Genomic DNA, 14465 nt, shown 5'->3' on the forward strand with positions numbered 1-14465 from the left:
TGAGGGGGAGGCGGCAGGCCTCATCAATTGAAAGGGCTCAAGCGTTCTTCGAAATAGTCGAATTCTCCGGCGGGCAGCACATACGAAGCAACCGGGCCCAGGACCACCATCTCGAAGAGGATGATCAGGGTGTCTGGCACCTTGAAGCGGCTCTTGGTCACGGCGAGCCCATCCATATGCGGAGGCGCCCTCGATCTCCCTCAGCGGCGCATCAACCCATCAGGGCTTCATCGCTCAGACGCTCAAGTCGTTCCAGTTCCTCGATTTCCACCGCCTCGAGTTCGTCCAGCAGCGAATCTACGTCGGTGAGCCGGGTGTCTTCCTGATACACACCGGTGAGCTCGGACTCCGGATGCAACTCCCCAGCCTCGAAAAGCGACCAGATTTCGCCGTCATAGCGGGTCGCGAGCAGTTCCGGCGCATACAGACCATAGTATGCCGTGATTTTCCTGACATCGCGGACAAAGAAACGCGCGGCATTGTTGTTCGCCGCGGCGGTGATGACCTGCGGCAGGTCGATGATCACCGGACCCTCCTCGTCCAGCAGCACATTGAATTCGGACAGGTCTCCGTGCACGAGGCCGGCACAAAGCATGCGCGTCACGTAGCGCATCATCACAGCGTGGTCCTCACGAGCGTGCTCCGGGGACAGCGAGACATCGCTTAGCCGCGGAGCCACATGGCCTTCGCCGTCGAGGATCAATTCCATCAACAGCACACCATCGAAACAGCCGTAGGGCTGTGGTACGCGAACCCCTGCCCTGATGAGTGAATAAAGGGCATTGAGCTCGGCAGTCTGCCACACCTGCTCCTGCTGGTCACGGCCGAAACGGGACCCCTTTTCCATCGCGCGTGCACGGCGGCTGTTACGCACCTTGCGCCCTTCTTGGTATTGCGCGGCCTTCTTGAAGGCTCGCTTTCCGGCTTCCTTGTACACCTTGGCACAGCGGATCTCGGCGCCACAGCGCACCGCGAAGACATCGGCCTCTTTGCCACTCATCAAAGGTCGGATGACTTCATCCACCAGTCCGTCGTCGACCAGTGGCTGGATGCGTTTGGGGACTCTCATCGCGGCTTTATACGTAGGTGGTGTCGGGAACGAATAGGAATCCAACCCACTTCTTGGTCCAAAAGCCAAGCTATTGCATACAGAGATGGAGGATCCTATAGGGGGGAAACTCGCACACCCTGATGATTATCGACAGCTTCTCCGCATGCGTATGTCTTCTTTGGCGCGGATGGCTGCGGCTCGACCCAGCAGCGGAATCTCGAGCCGTTAGAGCGCGTAAACACGGAGCATGAACTCGCAGCATCGCTAAAACAACTGATGACTGGGTTTCACCGCTGGAGCTTATAAGTCGCTTATAAAGAAGTTCAGCAATAATCCATTGCTGCGCGCCTTTTGTCGTCTCGGTGATCAGCCTAGCTCATTTTTGCAGTCGTTAGAGCATGAGCGAATGACGCATTTGCAGCAGCGCATAGCGCTACGGGTTCTTCTAACATGTCCTCGGGAGCAGAAAGAATAGGTGTTTCAACCGCCTCACCTCGCTCGCCCCCGCTCGGTCCGCTGCCATCCGCACTCCGGCATCTGATCACGGCCCGGCGCAGCGCGGGCCGGCACAGCTCAAATAGAGTAAAGAGCCTGCCACCCGAGCCGTAGACAGGTCGCCGCTGGGCCGATGATTCGAGGCTCGCAGACCCGTTCCTATGGTTGCGGACACCCCAGGTGCGACGGAGGTTCAGCGGTCCGACCGGTCGCGGTCGGGAATCGCGAACGAACAGGTCACGGACCGATCGGACATCGAGGTTACATCATGCGGTACACCATCGCGCTTTCCTTCCTCGCACTCCTGTGCGCCTCCTCCACGGACCTCTCCGCTCAGGTCGAGCGGCGACCGTTCCTGTTCAAGGATTCTCGCGGTGAACTCGCACAAGCAAGAGCGCGTGGAGAGTCGGACGTGCTGCTCGTCATCGCTGCTCAGATCGGGCAGAACGCACAGGTCGCGAACGTCATAGCGCAGGCCGGTGGGGTGATCCAATTCCGGTCCGACGACGTGGATTATATCCGCGCTCGCGTACCTATCGATGGGGTAGAAGGCGTAGTCACGCATTCCTCCGTCCATAGCGTCGACATATCAATCCACCGCAGATCACGCGCATTCAGTCGTGCAGACCGGGAGCCCGCAGACGTACCGACAAGTCCTCTCCCTTCCAATGCGCGCCTCGTGTCCGACACGATCATCGAGGCCTGGCCCCCGGTGCTCGGTGACTACCCGCTCCGGAATCGGTACAGCCCGCTTCATGACGTGCGGGCTGTGGAATTCCGCGAGGCCAACCCTACGTACGACGGACGTGGTGTGAAGATCGCGATGATCGACATGAATCCCGACATGCTTCTACCAGAACTACAGCAGGCGATGACGATCGACGGTGAGCCGATCCCCAAGATCGCCGGGTACGGCACAGCGCTCGACGTCGACGAGGAGGACGACGGTCGATGGGTCCGCATGGACGACATCGTGGACGTCGCGTCGACCGATTTCACGTTCGGGGACGAGACCTACACCGCGCCACGCGCGGGGACCTTCCGCGTCGCACACTTCAACGAAGTCACGGCTGATACCGCAGGCACCTACGGAAGCCAGGGCCTTGACCGGGACGTGAACCGAGACGGGAATCCGGAAGCTTCGAGTCGCCTCTTCGCGGTCCTTTGGGACGAGACGTCGGACGAGGTGTGGGTCGATACGGATCAGGACCTCAGCTTCACGAACGAAAAGGCACTGACCGACCATGCGGTGCGTCCGGAATTCGGTGTCTTCGGCACGGACGATCCCGACACGCCAATCCGCGAGTCCATCGGCTTCGGGGTGCAGATCGATCAGGACCGGAAGCTCGTCGCTCTAAACCTCGGTATCGCCAGCCACGCGTCGCTCGTGGTGGGAGCCGCCGTGGGGAGCCGTGGAGAGAGCGGGAAGTTCGACGGGATGGCGCCGGGCGCCCAGCTCATCAGTATCTCCGAGGGCGGATCGGCATACGGCCAGACCGAGTCGACCATACTGTCCGTGATCGACCACGGCGCCGACGTCGTCTACTTCGAGCAGAGCTCGAACATCACGCGCACGTACCTGCTCCGCGACGGTCGCCTGGTACCGACCGTCATCTATGAGCGATTGGTCGAGAATTTTGGCGCTTCGATCCTGTCACCGACGCACAATTATCCGATTCTGGGCGGCATCGACGACTTCGTTCTCGCCAAGGGCGTGATCGGAGTGAACGGCCACGAGAGCAAGGAGAACTTCTTCATCAATCACGGGGTCCGGGTCGAGCACGAAGACAATCTGCTCATCACCGGCGGGTATGGGCCCATGGGCAACGGGGCGTTGCAGCCCGACATCATTTCGCCGTCCAACTATGTGAGCACGGCGCTCGGCTTCATCGAAGGTCGCGCGATCCCCGGCCTGTATCAGCTCCCTCCCGGCTATACCATCGCCGGCGGAACTTCGACCGCCACGCCGACGGCGGCCGGTTCGGTCGCGATGTTGATCAGCGCCGCGAAGCAGGAGGGAGTCGGCTATGACCCGTACCGATTGAAGTACGCTGTGACACGCGGAGCGCGATGGGTCCCGCACCTCCGCGCGAACACACAGGGTAACGGCGTCATCAGCGTGGCTGGTGCGTGGGACATCCTGAAGCGCCTCGACGCTGGCGGGCAGATGATCGAGATCGAGGGTCGGGCGCCGGTTCGGCATCCGTACAGCCACATGCTTGCGACGCCGCACGAAGGCGTCGGCCTCTACGAACGGGACGGCTGGAACGTGGGTGATCGCGGACAACGCATGATCACTCTGACGCGCACGAGCGGGCCGAGCGGACCCATGACCTTCACGGTGAACTGGGCCGGCAACGACCACCGCACCTTCTCGGCGCCCTCGACCGTGACGCTACCTCTCAATCAGTCCGTAGACGTGCCGATCACGATTGCGCCGACCCAACATGGCGCACACACGGCGCACTTCACGCTCGATCACCCGGACGTGCCCGGATACGCCTACCGGACACTGGCAACCATCGTCGCCGCCGAGACGCTGAACGCCGAAAACGGGTTCACCATGAAGAACGAGACCGAGGTTCCCCGCCCTGGTATCGAGAGCTTCTTCTACAACGTTCCGGAAGGAGTCACCGCGCTCAAAGTCGACCTGACGTGGGAGGACCGGGAGGTGAGTCTGGCGGTCTCCCGACCAGACACACGGTCGGCCGGTGGTGAGCGCATCACTACGGACAGCGGCGTCAGCCAGATGATCAACGGCCCGGCGGCCGGTGTGTGGGAGGTCCGTCTGACCGACGTGGCGGACACCCGGACCTTCGATTGGGAGCAGGCCAAGAAGCTGGAGCCCGTTCCTCCTACGCCCGCGACCGTGACAATCACGGCGCTTTCGGCGGGAGTGAGCGTGATGGCGCACGGTGGCTCCGTCGATACGTCCGGAAGCGATACCGAGGGCACGACCTACGATCTGTGGATCACGAATCCGATGGCGAAGTTCGACGGTGGAGCGGTCAATACGCCTCTGGGCAGCGCGCGCGCGGAAACGCATGAGATCACGGAGAAAGAACAGCATGTCTTCGAGATCGAGGTCCTCCCGGGTTCGACCGGACTCATCGCCCGTGCGTTCGATGCTACCGACTCGGACGCTGATCTCGATGTGTACGTCTTTGACTGCACGGGCGACGAATGCACCCCCGCAAGGACGGACGCCGACCCGGAAGGCGACGAATCGGAATTCGTGAGCGACCCCGCCGCCGGCACCTGGAAGATCGTCGTGGACGCTTCGAACGTTCCCTCGGGTTCGACGTCGTATCAGTACCTCGACGTCGTTTTCAACCCGTCCTACGGAACGGTCAGCGTAGCCGACATCCCGCAGGAGCGCGCGGAAGGAAGCCGCTGGATGGCCAAGGCGCATACCTGGACCGCGGGCATGACCCATGATCCCGGCAGGAGACCCTACGCAGCGCTCGTCGTCGAGGGACGGACCACCGGGGGCGAGACATTCCTGGTGAACCTGCTTGAACTGGCTACTGCACCGGCACTCGTATCTCAAGACAGACAGAGCGGAGGACGCTAACGAAGTCGTGGGCGAATCTTCTCCTCGGCGCGGCGCTACTCGCTGCGATGTCCTTCTCCGCTCCCACTGCACTCGTAGCACAGGAGGCGGCGGACACCGCGGCCGAGAGAAAGAAGCAGGAGGGCCGCATTACCGCGGGCATGGCGTACGACACGCAGCCCCGAAACAGCTCTGACGGCACGCAACTGGTCTTCATCTCGGACCGAAGCGATGGAGACAATCTGAAGCGGGCAAGCTCGCCGACTTCGTCATTCTGTCGGGTAACCCTCTAGACGACCTGGGGAATACGAACACGATCAGCGACGGGATGATGAACGGACGGCTCTACGAAGGAAACCGGCTGAACGAGACGTGGCCGCACCAAAAAACACTCGAGCCGTTCGATTGAGTGGGTGTAGAGCCGCCGAACACGCGGGCCGGAATCGGGCGACAATCCGCCCTTGAAGGGTGCCGGGGGCTTTCCCCAGCACCCTTCAGGCGTTTCGGGGCGCTACCAGACCACTCCGTAGTCGTCGCCGTGGTGGCTTGATCCACCCCACATCGAACCGTGCTCCCAGTCGAAGTAGATCGCGTTGATCGGACCCGAGGTCCGCTCGGCGAACTGAAGCTGATAGCCCATCCGCCGCAGATCCGTCTGAACCCAGGGCGGAGTTGCGTTCTGCAGGAGGAGTCCTCCGGGGTTGGTCGCGTGATCTCCGAACGATCCACGCATCTGAAACGAGTTGATGTTCGCGGCCTCGACCGCCTCCTGAACGTTCATGTCGAACTCGACCATGTTCAGAAAGAACTGAACGAGGTTCTGATCCTGAGAATCTCCACCCTGTACAGCGAAGGACAGGTGAGGACGGCCGTCCTTGAGTGACATCCCCGGCGTCAGGGTGACCCGCGGCCGCTTGCTCGGCTCGACCATGTTGAAGGGGTTGTCGATCTCGTTGACCACGAACGACTGGGCGCGCTGGCTCATGCCGATGCCGGTGTTTCCGGCGATGACAGCCGGAATCCAACCACCGGACGGTGTTATAGACACGACCCACCCTTCCTCGTCTGCTGCCTGGATCGACGTTGTGCCTCCATAGAAGTCCTCAAGGAAGTCGTCCATCTCCTCGGCACTAGCCTCTTCCGTGATGACTCGACCACCACCCGCCCAGCGCTCGAGCAAGTGCTGGTATGGGTTCACCCCGCCCTGGAAGGGATACGGATCACCAGGCAGAATCTTGGCGTCGTTCTGCTCCCAGTCGATCTCCCCGGCACGTTCCCGTGCATACTCCTTGGACAGGAGGCCCTCGATCGGTTCAGCCGGCGGGAAGTACGGGTCACCGTAGTAAAAGTCACGATCGGCGAACGCCATATTCATCGCCTGATACAGCGTGTGCACATACCGAGCGCTGTTGTATCCCATCTCCTGGAGATCGAAGTTCTCAAGGATGTTCAGGGTCTGATTCATGACCGGCCCTTGAGTCCACTCCGCCAGCTTGTAGACCTCGATTCCCTTGTATGTGGTCATGACCGGCTCTTCGATGTAGACCTGCCATGCGTCCAGGTCGGCCATCGTGACGGTCGAACCCTGCTCGCGAGCTCCCCGCACGTACTCTGCAGCGATGTCACCGCGGTAGAAGCGATCGTAGGCAGCGAGGATCGCTTCCTCACGGCCCACTCCGTCCGCGAGTGCGTCGGCTTCCGCCTCCACCAGCTTGCGAAGCGTGACGCCGAGATCGTCCTGCACGAGCAGTTGACCCTGTTCGGGTCCCTCGGGACCATCCGGGAAGAAGACTGCAGACGTGTAAGGCCAGGATTGCATTGACTCGGCCGAGCTATTTATGCGACGCACCGCATCCGCTTCCATGGGATACCCTTCCGTCATTTCGATCGCCGGCGCGAGCACTTCGGACAGGGACAGCTTCCCCCACATTGCTAGCATCGTCATGAGGCCGCCCGGCGTGCCCGGTGTGACCATCGCGTCCACGCCGCTTTCCGGCGGATAGTCCATGTCCCGCTCGCGGAAGTAGTCCGGCGTTGCGCCCGCCGGGGCCACGCCAAGCGCATTGACCCCGATCACGCGCTGTTCGCCCGGATGATAGACCAGTGCCTGCGTCTCTCCTCCCCAGGAAAGCACATCCCACATCGTGGCTGTCGCCGCCAGCATCGCCATCGCGGCGTCGACCGCATTTCCGCCCCTCTGATACATCATCGAACCGGCGGTGGCCGCCATCGGCTTGCCGGTGATCGCAATCCAGTGCTTCGCGTGCAGCACCGGCTTCTGGGTGCGTTGGGCGGAGACCATGTTCGGGGTCAGCAACATGAGTGTGATGGCGACAAACGTCAGGAGACGCAGGCGATTCATGGGATTCCTCCGGGGGGGGATCGGACGGCGTCGGCATACTAGCACGCACATCATAACGGAGCCAAGGGCGCCGCTAGCTCCTTCCCTCGCAGCACAGACAATCGAGCTCACGGCCACGAACTACAGCCGAGTGGAGCCGTTCACCCGGGGCCAGTGCGGTCGCCACGTTTCCGAAGAACGCACCGGCATCCGGTGCGTGTACGAACGACTCGATCGCGTAGGCCAGGTCGACCTGGCCGCCCAGCGCCGCCGTGCAGGAATCGAGTTCCCATATGGCAACCCGCCCGGCGAGTCGGCTGGTTGCGAGTCTCGCTTAACTCCCACTGTTATGAGTCTCGAGTCACGAGACGAAGCGCTAGCCGGGCAGATACCGCGTGCGCAGGTCCTTCCGCACGCCAGAACTCGCGCTGGCCAATGATTTCAGCATGGTCAGGATGCAGCGAAAGAACGAATCGGACTTGTATTCGATGCCATGCTTTTCGCACAGCTCCCTCAGGTACGGACGAATCTTCGCGAGGTTGTGCCTAGGCATTCGGGGGAAAAGATGATGCTCGACATGGTGCTGAAGCCCCCCGTGAAACCAATCGTCGAGCAGTGACGTCGAGATGTTCTGGTTCGAGAGTGCCTGAAATTTCATCCCCATCGCCTCCTGTTCCTCCTTGTACAAGCGGGGCGCATAAGCATGCGAGAGGATCAACTGGAGATGGATGCTCCCCGAAATCACCAGGGTGGCGACCGTAAACCACGCGGTGTACGCCGCGCCTGCTGCTATCGACGAGGCCGACACCGCCGTTTCCAATCCACGCCACCCTAGCCACAACAAAGTGACCCACAACAGCGTGTGAATGGCGAACGCCGAAAGGTGATGCACATCCCTTTCCCGCACGGCCCGCCGCAGGTCTCCGCTCACGATGTTGATACGACCGTATAGCAGCAGGACGGGAAGCACCCAGATGTGCTGCGTCGCCAGCTTCACCTTCTCCCAGTTGGTCAAGGGCCGTCGGGTCCGTTCGAAATCGTCGATTTCACGCCGACTGTAAACGAGGTGAGGCATACTATTCATCTGAGGATCACTCACGGGGCGATTGGCCTCGAGGTGATGTTCATTGTGCTCCCGCGTCCACTTTTCGTGGCTAATACCGAAGCAGACACTACCGAACAGCCACGAAGCGCGGCGGCGCCACCGAGCCGGAACAACGCTGTCGTGTGCTACATCGTGGGCCAGAAAAGCGGCTTGGTGAATGAACAAGCCGAAGAATAAGCCGCTGAGGATCGGCCCGGTGGCGATATACGCGACAACCAGCAATCCCAAGACCACGCCCACCTCTCTGGCATACCAGCCGTAGTTTACTTCGAACCAGCCGCGATCGAGAAATACTTGTTCGAGATCCAGATAATCTCGATCGAAGTCACTGATCGGGTGGTCGTCTGCCGGGCCTATGTCCATCCCCTCGAGCAACCGTAGAAAAATCGGGTTTCGCATGTCGTGAAGCATGTGAAACGCGCATGTGACATCCTGGCCCACAAAATCCTTGATGACGGGTCCGCCCGGGTGGCGGTCGACCCAGTCGGTGACGTCGTACCGACGGGCCTTGTACACGATCGTCTGGGTCACGCCTGCCCCGCTTAGATCTCGGTGACGAGATAGGGGCGTCGGTCGATCGGTGTCCTCGCTCACCACGTAATCCCAGTTTCTTCGAGCAAGGCTTGGTATCGGGGGTCGCCGCCGAGAAGATCTCCGGTGCGCATCGAGCGTCCTTGGGCAGGTGGAAGGCCCTCTCTGTTGCCTGAGAGGCAACTTGATATATCCGACCACTTCAAGCGAAGATAGCGCCCACACCCCGCACGATAAACATGCTGACTCGTTTCGGTCCCGACTGCCGCGCGCCCTCGAGGCGCTCTTCCTTTGTTGGTCGAACGCCCCGAGGATCAGCCGGACCTAGACATGCCGAAGTGGGTTAGCTGACCCGAAGTTATGCCCAAGAGAATGTGGCGTCCGCTGGCCCAATGCAATCCACCGACGCCGAGCGAAGTGGGCGGCTGCATGCAGTCTAAAGAAGGCGGCGGCCGGAACGCGACCGCGGCAAAGTCCGAATCTAGCGACCCGATCGGTGCTCCCCGCGACCGCGAAAAGTATCTGTCCGCAGCCTATCTCAGCTTGCTGGGACACACGCAGGCTGAGGCGGCAATGGCGGCAGGCGTGGACGCGAGAACTTTGGGCTCGTGGGAGTCTTGTTCTTGGTGACCACAGCTTCAGGGAGAGGCGCCCAACCGATGGTTGTTCGGGCTGGTGGGCAAGGCTCGCCGCGCACTGCTCCGGCCGCTCGAGGAGCCTGATGGAGTCCTAGCCCTGCGCGTTGTGGAGCGGGTTCTACCCGAGCTCGCGCCGCCGAGGCAGCGTATGGACGTCGGCGGCGGGATAGCGAAGATCAACTGGAGCATGCTGACGGACCATCAACTGTCACGCATCGCATCTGACGAGCATCGGTGGGTCGTGCTCGCGCGGAGCCGTGACCCTCTTGAACCTGCCACGCGGGGGGAACTGCACGCCACGGGGGAGGTCCTGCAGTTGCCACCGGTGGTGGATGAGCACTCGGAGGATTAGTAGCTGAGCGGCCATCACCCCTTGCTCGCCTCCGGCAACGCGCCCAGCCACTGCTCCCTGTCGCGCTTCGGGCCGCGGCTCTTCTTGCCGACACCCGTCACCACCAACTCCTCGACGTGCGACTCCAGAACTTCGTGCAGCCACTCCGACAGCGTGCCCTCCTCCATGCACATGTGGCGTTACTTCGGGATCCCGCGCAGTACCTCGATCAGCGCACCCGCATTCGTCTCCACCACCTGCGAGTCCAGCCGTTTTCCGCTCGGCCCTACTACCGCCAGTGTGCAGCTAGACGAGTGGATGTCCAGCCCGACATACCTGTCCATGGGCGTTCTCCTGCTCGGTTCGTGGGATCCTTTCCTTGCACTCTTAGTAGTGCACCCACTCCAAGGGGAGAACACCTTTTCATCGTTGGCTGCTTGGCTCTGGGGTAGACCGGAAGCGGATTCCTGGCCCCTATGACGCCTATACCTCGACGCCCCTATAGTCGTTCACCCATTCGCACCTCTCGCGACATCTTGGACACTCGTGACCGTATTGTGCCCGAGCATATGTGTCTCGTGGTGGATTTCAATCGCAGCACCAAGTCTGCGAATGTACTCAGCTGACTTTTTCTGGAAGGTCTGGGCGGAAGCGATTGTGGGATCCCAAAGCAGGAACGGGTTTACCTCACGACGAACCCAGTCGAGGTAGAGCATTACTCCCACAGTATGCGTAGGGTGGCCTTTCCATGGAATCTTCCCCTCCTTCCAAACGTCAGATGATTTTTCGTACTTCGTTTTAAGTAGCTGAAGGGGGGTATCGGCAAGGTACTCCGCGAATTTTTGACCAAACGCCTTCCCCCCCAGCTCAGACGCTGACATTAGGGTGACATCCTTGGATTCGCAGAGGCCCGAGATGGCGTAATCTGCGATCAGCCTCACAACGACCCACTTAACGCACTCCTCGTGGACGAGCACGTTGCCGCGGCCTTTGAAGCTTGCAAAGTGCGCTTCGATTGCACGGCCCTGCTGATCAATGTCTTTCCTCAGCACAGCGGTGCGGATTTTCATCTCCGACGCGGTAGTGATTCCCCTACCCGTCGTCGACGTCCCGACCATGGCAAGTGCGAGTGCCTTTCTCTTCGATCGATCACTGACGGGTTCCGTTTCCTTCGCCCAACTCGCTCGTAGTGTGTCTTCGAACTGATCGAAGGCTGTTGAAAAGTCTGACGTCATCTTCGGCAGCGAGAGACTCAAATTCTCCGGCTTCACGTTCATCGTGCGGAGGGTGTCGAATTTCTGGGCCGCGTCCATCACGGTCTTTTCCATTCCCTCCGCCGTTGGAACCCCAACCGGGACGTAATTCGCGGCCCGAACAAATGTCTTGGTTTTCAGCGCACCCGTGACGGCACCTCCGATGCCGCCAATCGCGGACAACGGAAACGGGAGAACTTTCATGGCATCAAACACCGACTTCGCGATGCTGAGCTTGGCGTCGATTGCCTTCGCGTCATCCTGATGGAGCCCAATGAACTGAGTGCTTGCAACATCAAGTACGCGGAAAAAACTCAAGCGGGTTGCCCCGAAGCCTGTACTGATGTCCGTGTACAGCTTGCCCAGATCAGTTGCCAGGCTGTTGAGGGCACCCTCCAATTCCACGTTCTGAGCCGTTTGCTGCACGTGAAACGGGGTAGTGTTGGCGTACTGCAGTTCTCGGTTAAGTTCGGCCATCATGGCAACCGCCTCCGGATTCCTGACGACGGGAACCGGCCTTGGCTCGGGCGGAGGAACCACGATCGGCTCCGGATCTTGGACAATCGGCACCTCGACCGGCGTCACCGCCAACCTCAGGCTGACCACGGCACCCTTCTGATTCCGGATACTCTGCTTCCATGCCTCAGGAGTTTTCCGGCGCTAGTGGTCCGAAATATAGGCCTCAAGGGTCGACCTGATCCGGCCGAGGAGTTCGGGAGTCTTCCCCTGCGTGTTGTATCCTAGAATTGCCGTATCCACCGCCTTCAGCAAATCACTTCGACTGTCGAAGAAACCTCCTTCAGTGCTCTTCATCCAGTCGGCGTGGCTGGGGATATTTCCCATAAGTCTGATCCTAACCGGAGTTCGCTAAATGGTGACACGGCCGCTTCTTTTCCGCGACTCTGGTGTGGCGCAGATAGGGGCTCTTGTCAAAGTATAGTGCCGCACGAAGACGCAGCAAGTTCATAGATCTCGGGCAAGCCGGGGCGTGATTCGCTCCCGTGGTGCGGGTTCGGCGGAAGGGGCTGTTGCTGCGGCAAAGTCAGTTTTCCCGGCAGAGCTTCCGCCAGTGAACGGTCGGCCTATTACGTCGACTTAGATCGCCGCCTGTGCCCACGTGGTGCCCACACAAAAAAAGCCTCCCCGTGGAAAACCACGAAGAGGCCGTTGTTTCCCCTAAAGGCGCCGCCCGGACTCGAACCGGGGATAAAGGATTTGCAGTCCTCTGCCTTACCAGCTTGGCTACGGCGCCGATACTAAATGGGGGACGGACAGCGTCGCTGCCGTCCCCCATACCAGAGCGGGAAACCGGACTCGAACCGGCGACCCCAACCTTGGCAAGGTTGTGCTCTACCAACTGAGCTATTCCCGCACTTTTCTCAGCGCCGGAAGCTAGAACAGACATTTGGGGGGGTCAATGCCAGGGGAACAGTGGAACCAAGTTCCACGACGCCACGTAAACCCTTATGTTTCGCGGCCAATCGGCCTTTTGGGCACCTCGCCCAGACCCGACTCGCACACCCGGATCTGAATGCGTCGCACGCTCTCCTCCCTGCTCTGCTTGGTCGCCCTTTCTGGAGGCGTCGCGGAGGCCCAAGTGACAGACGTCACTCTGGTGCCGCGCGGCCAACTTAGACTCCAGTTCGACCCGTCTTTCACGTCTTGGAACGCCCGTTTCGGCGAGCGCCTCGAGAACGGGGCCTTGGTGACGGAGAACGAAGATCTGGCCTCGGACCTGACGAGCGAAACGGGGGCCTCGGTCTTCCCGGGGCTCGCCTCGCTAGAGGCCCATATCCGCTCCCTGACGGGTAACAGCGGCTTCGTGGGCATTGCGGGCGCGAGCAGCGCCTTTGTGAGCCACGACGTGACCCGTATCGATCTTGGCGGCCATTTGGGTGTTTTCGATTGGCTGACACTAGGTGCCACGGTCCCCGTCATGAAGAACCGGACCGCATTGGAAGTGGCGTTCCGGCCGGACAGCATGGGTGGCAACCTGGGCTTGAACCCGCTGATATCGGATCCGGGTGGAGTCAACGACTTCCTCGCTTCTCTTGAGGCAGCCCTGGGTCTCGCACAGGCGCGTGCTGCATCGATCTGTGGGACGACCCCGGGTACGGGCGCCTGCTCCGACGCGGCCTCCTTAGAAGGGCAAATATCCGGCTTCTTGTCCACCTCCCGGAATGCGTATTCTTCGTCGGCCCTGTTCCCGATGCGGGGGTCTCAAGCGGCCCGGGCCCTCACTGACGCCACGACAACTCTCGATCAAGATCTGAACGCTGCGGGGCTCGGCGGACTGGGCGCGACAATGGCATTCGCCTCTGAATGGATTACATCAGAGACCTTCGCAAGCCTTCCCAGCAAGGGCGGCTCGGGCATCCAGGGAGCGCCACTCGCTCCAATCAATGCGCTTTGGCAGATAGGTGACGTTGAGCTCACAGCCCTGGTCCGGATCGCCAGGGGAGAGCTACGGGACTCGGGGGCTGTCGCTCCGCGGCTGACCTACTCGGTCGGCGCTGGGTTTCTGATGCGCCTTGGAACGGGTTCGGTCGATGCCCACGACGTGTTTTTGGACCTGGGCACGGGCGACGGGCAGAGGGACTTCGAGGGCCGTCTCTTCGGCTTCGTTGGGGTGGGTGAACGATTGGGCCTGCGCGCCGGCGTGCGCTACGGCATCCAACAGTCCCTAGACCTACTCCGCCGCGTCGCACCGCCGGAAACTGTGACTCCGCGGGTCGGCACACTCCGCGCAGTGACGTGGACGCCGGCCTCCTACCTGGGCTTCGAACTCGAACCGACTTGGCGCCTTTCGCCTGAATTGTCGTTGTTCGGTTCCTATCGCCTGTACAGCAAGGGCGTGGACGGATACGAGATCTTCGGCGAGGCCGCGCCGGGCAGCGTACCGGTGGACGCGACAGACCTCGAGCGCGAATCCGGCGTGACGCTGCACCAGGCGGGATTCGGAATCCGCTATTCCAGTACGGATGGGTGGTTCGCGGGAGTCCATTCCTCGCCCATGGAACTGCACGCCCGGGTCCTCTACTCGGCGGCAGGTTCGGGTGGCCAAACCCCGATCGCTATGCGCGTGGAAATGGGGATCAAGATCTTCCGCGGAATCTGGGGTGGTGACGCCCCTGCTCCGTCGGAGTCGATGCGCTCGAACCGCTAAG

12 protein-coding genes and 2 tRNA genes are annotated in these 14465 nt (G+C 61.1%); 4 read left to right on the top strand and 10 right to left on the bottom strand.

The window, feature by feature from the left end:
• Window positions 1–23 precede the first annotated feature (23 nt).
• Together P8L30_10500 and P8L30_10505 are read right to left on the bottom strand one after the other, a co-directional pair.
• Window positions 24–161: a hypothetical protein gene (locus tag P8L30_10500; protein MDG2240623.1), complete on the bottom strand. Its 138-nt coding sequence runs from the start codon at window positions 159–161 to the stop codon at window positions 24–26.
• Between the two features lie 50 nt (window positions 162–211).
• On the bottom strand, window positions 212–1069 hold the full coding sequence (locus tag P8L30_10505; GenBank protein MDG2240624.1) for a hypothetical protein: 858 nt from the start codon (window positions 1067–1069) through the stop codon (window positions 212–214).
• 745 nt (window positions 1070–1814) lie between these two features.
• Here P8L30_10505 and P8L30_10510 point away from each other — a divergent pair.
• Entirely contained in the window at window positions 1815–5120 is a 3306-nt protein-coding gene (locus tag P8L30_10510) for a S8 family serine peptidase (protein MDG2240625.1), read from the top strand.
• Window positions 5121–5167: 47 nt separating this feature from the next.
• Entirely contained in the window at window positions 5168–5392 is a 225-nt protein-coding gene (locus tag P8L30_10515) for a hypothetical protein (protein MDG2240626.1), read from the top strand.
• 218 nt (window positions 5393–5610) lie between these two features.
• Here P8L30_10515 and P8L30_10520 read toward each other — a convergent pair whose 3' ends face one another.
• Window positions 5611–7461 carry a gamma-glutamyltransferase gene (locus P8L30_10520; GenBank protein MDG2240627.1) on the bottom strand — a complete coding sequence of 617 codons (1851 nt, stop codon included), beginning with the start codon at window positions 7459–7461 and terminating at the stop codon, window positions 5611–5613.
• 355 nt (window positions 7462–7816) lie between these two features.
• Window positions 7817–9076, bottom strand: a complete 1260-nt coding sequence (locus P8L30_10525) for a fatty acid desaturase (protein MDG2240628.1) — start codon at window positions 9074–9076, stop codon at window positions 7817–7819.
• Window positions 9077–9751: 675 nt separating this feature from the next.
• On the opposite strand from P8L30_10525, the gene P8L30_10530 reads away from it, so the two are divergent.
• Entirely contained in the window at window positions 9752–10066 is a 315-nt protein-coding gene (locus P8L30_10530; protein ID MDG2240629.1) for a hypothetical protein, read from the top strand.
• Between the two features lie 14 nt (window positions 10067–10080).
• Here the strand turns inward: P8L30_10530 and P8L30_10535 are convergent, their stop codons facing one another.
• From P8L30_10535 to P8L30_10560, 6 genes are all read right to left on the bottom strand, one after another.
• Window positions 10081–10233, bottom strand: coding sequence for a hypothetical protein (locus tag P8L30_10535; protein ID MDG2240630.1), 153 nt, complete (start codon window positions 10231–10233; stop codon window positions 10081–10083).
• Window positions 10234–10245: 12 nt separating this feature from the next.
• Window positions 10246–10389, bottom strand: a complete 144-nt coding sequence (locus tag P8L30_10540; protein MDG2240631.1) for a hypothetical protein — start codon at window positions 10387–10389, stop codon at window positions 10246–10248.
• Between the two features lie 165 nt (window positions 10390–10554).
• Window positions 10555–11703, bottom strand: a complete 1149-nt coding sequence (locus P8L30_10545; protein ID MDG2240632.1) for a hypothetical protein — start codon at window positions 11701–11703, stop codon at window positions 10555–10557.
• 255 nt (window positions 11704–11958) lie between these two features.
• A complete protein-coding gene (locus P8L30_10550) occupies window positions 11959–12141 on the bottom strand; it encodes a hypothetical protein (protein MDG2240633.1) in 183 nt (60 codons plus the stop codon).
• Between the two features lie 337 nt (window positions 12142–12478).
• Window positions 12479–12550: transfer RNA gene (locus tag P8L30_10555), tRNA-Cys, on the bottom strand.
• A 47-nt stretch (window positions 12551–12597) separates the two neighbouring features.
• Window positions 12598–12670 (bottom strand) — tRNA-Gly (locus P8L30_10560).
• Window positions 12671–12829: 159 nt separating this feature from the next.
• Between P8L30_10560 and P8L30_10565 the strand changes: the two genes are divergently transcribed.
• Complete coding sequence (locus tag P8L30_10565) at window positions 12830–14464, top strand: hypothetical protein (GenBank protein MDG2240634.1); 1635 nt, start codon at window positions 12830–12832, stop codon at window positions 14462–14464.
• Window position 14465 lies beyond the last annotated feature (1 nt).

It is taken from the genome of Longimicrobiales bacterium, from assembly GCA_029245345.1.
In the GTDB taxonomy this organism is placed as follows: Bacteria; Gemmatimonadota; Gemmatimonadetes; order Longimicrobiales; family Gaopeijiaceae; genus CALFPJ01.

Bases quoted from the DNA above. Each gene is read 5' to 3' on its own strand.
- P8L30_10505 (MDG2240624.1), bottom strand. From the start codon at position 1,069: ATGAGAGTCCCCAAACGCATCCAGCCACTGGTCGACGACGGACTGGTG.
- P8L30_10510 (MDG2240625.1), top strand. From the start codon at position 1,815: ATGCGGTACACCATCGCGCTTTCCTTCCTCGCACTCCTGTGCGCCTCC.
- P8L30_10515 (MDG2240626.1), top strand. From the start codon at position 5,168: ATGTCCTTCTCCGCTCCCACTGCACTCGTAGCACAGGAGGCGGCGGAC.
- P8L30_10520 (MDG2240627.1), bottom strand. From the start codon at position 7,461: ATGAATCGCCTGCGTCTCCTGACGTTTGTCGCCATCACACTCATGTTG.
- P8L30_10535 (MDG2240630.1), bottom strand. From the start codon at position 10,233: ATGGAGGAGGGCACGCTGTCGGAGTGGCTGCACGAAGTTCTGGAGTCG.
- P8L30_10540 (MDG2240631.1), bottom strand. From the start codon at position 10,389: ATGGACAGGTATGTCGGGCTGGACATCCACTCGTCTAGCTGCACACTG.
- P8L30_10550 (MDG2240633.1), bottom strand. From the start codon at position 12,141: ATGGGAAATATCCCCAGCCACGCCGACTGGATGAAGAGCACTGAAGGA.
- P8L30_10565 (MDG2240634.1), top strand. From the start codon at position 12,830: ATGCGTCGCACGCTCTCCTCCCTGCTCTGCTTGGTCGCCCTTTCTGGA.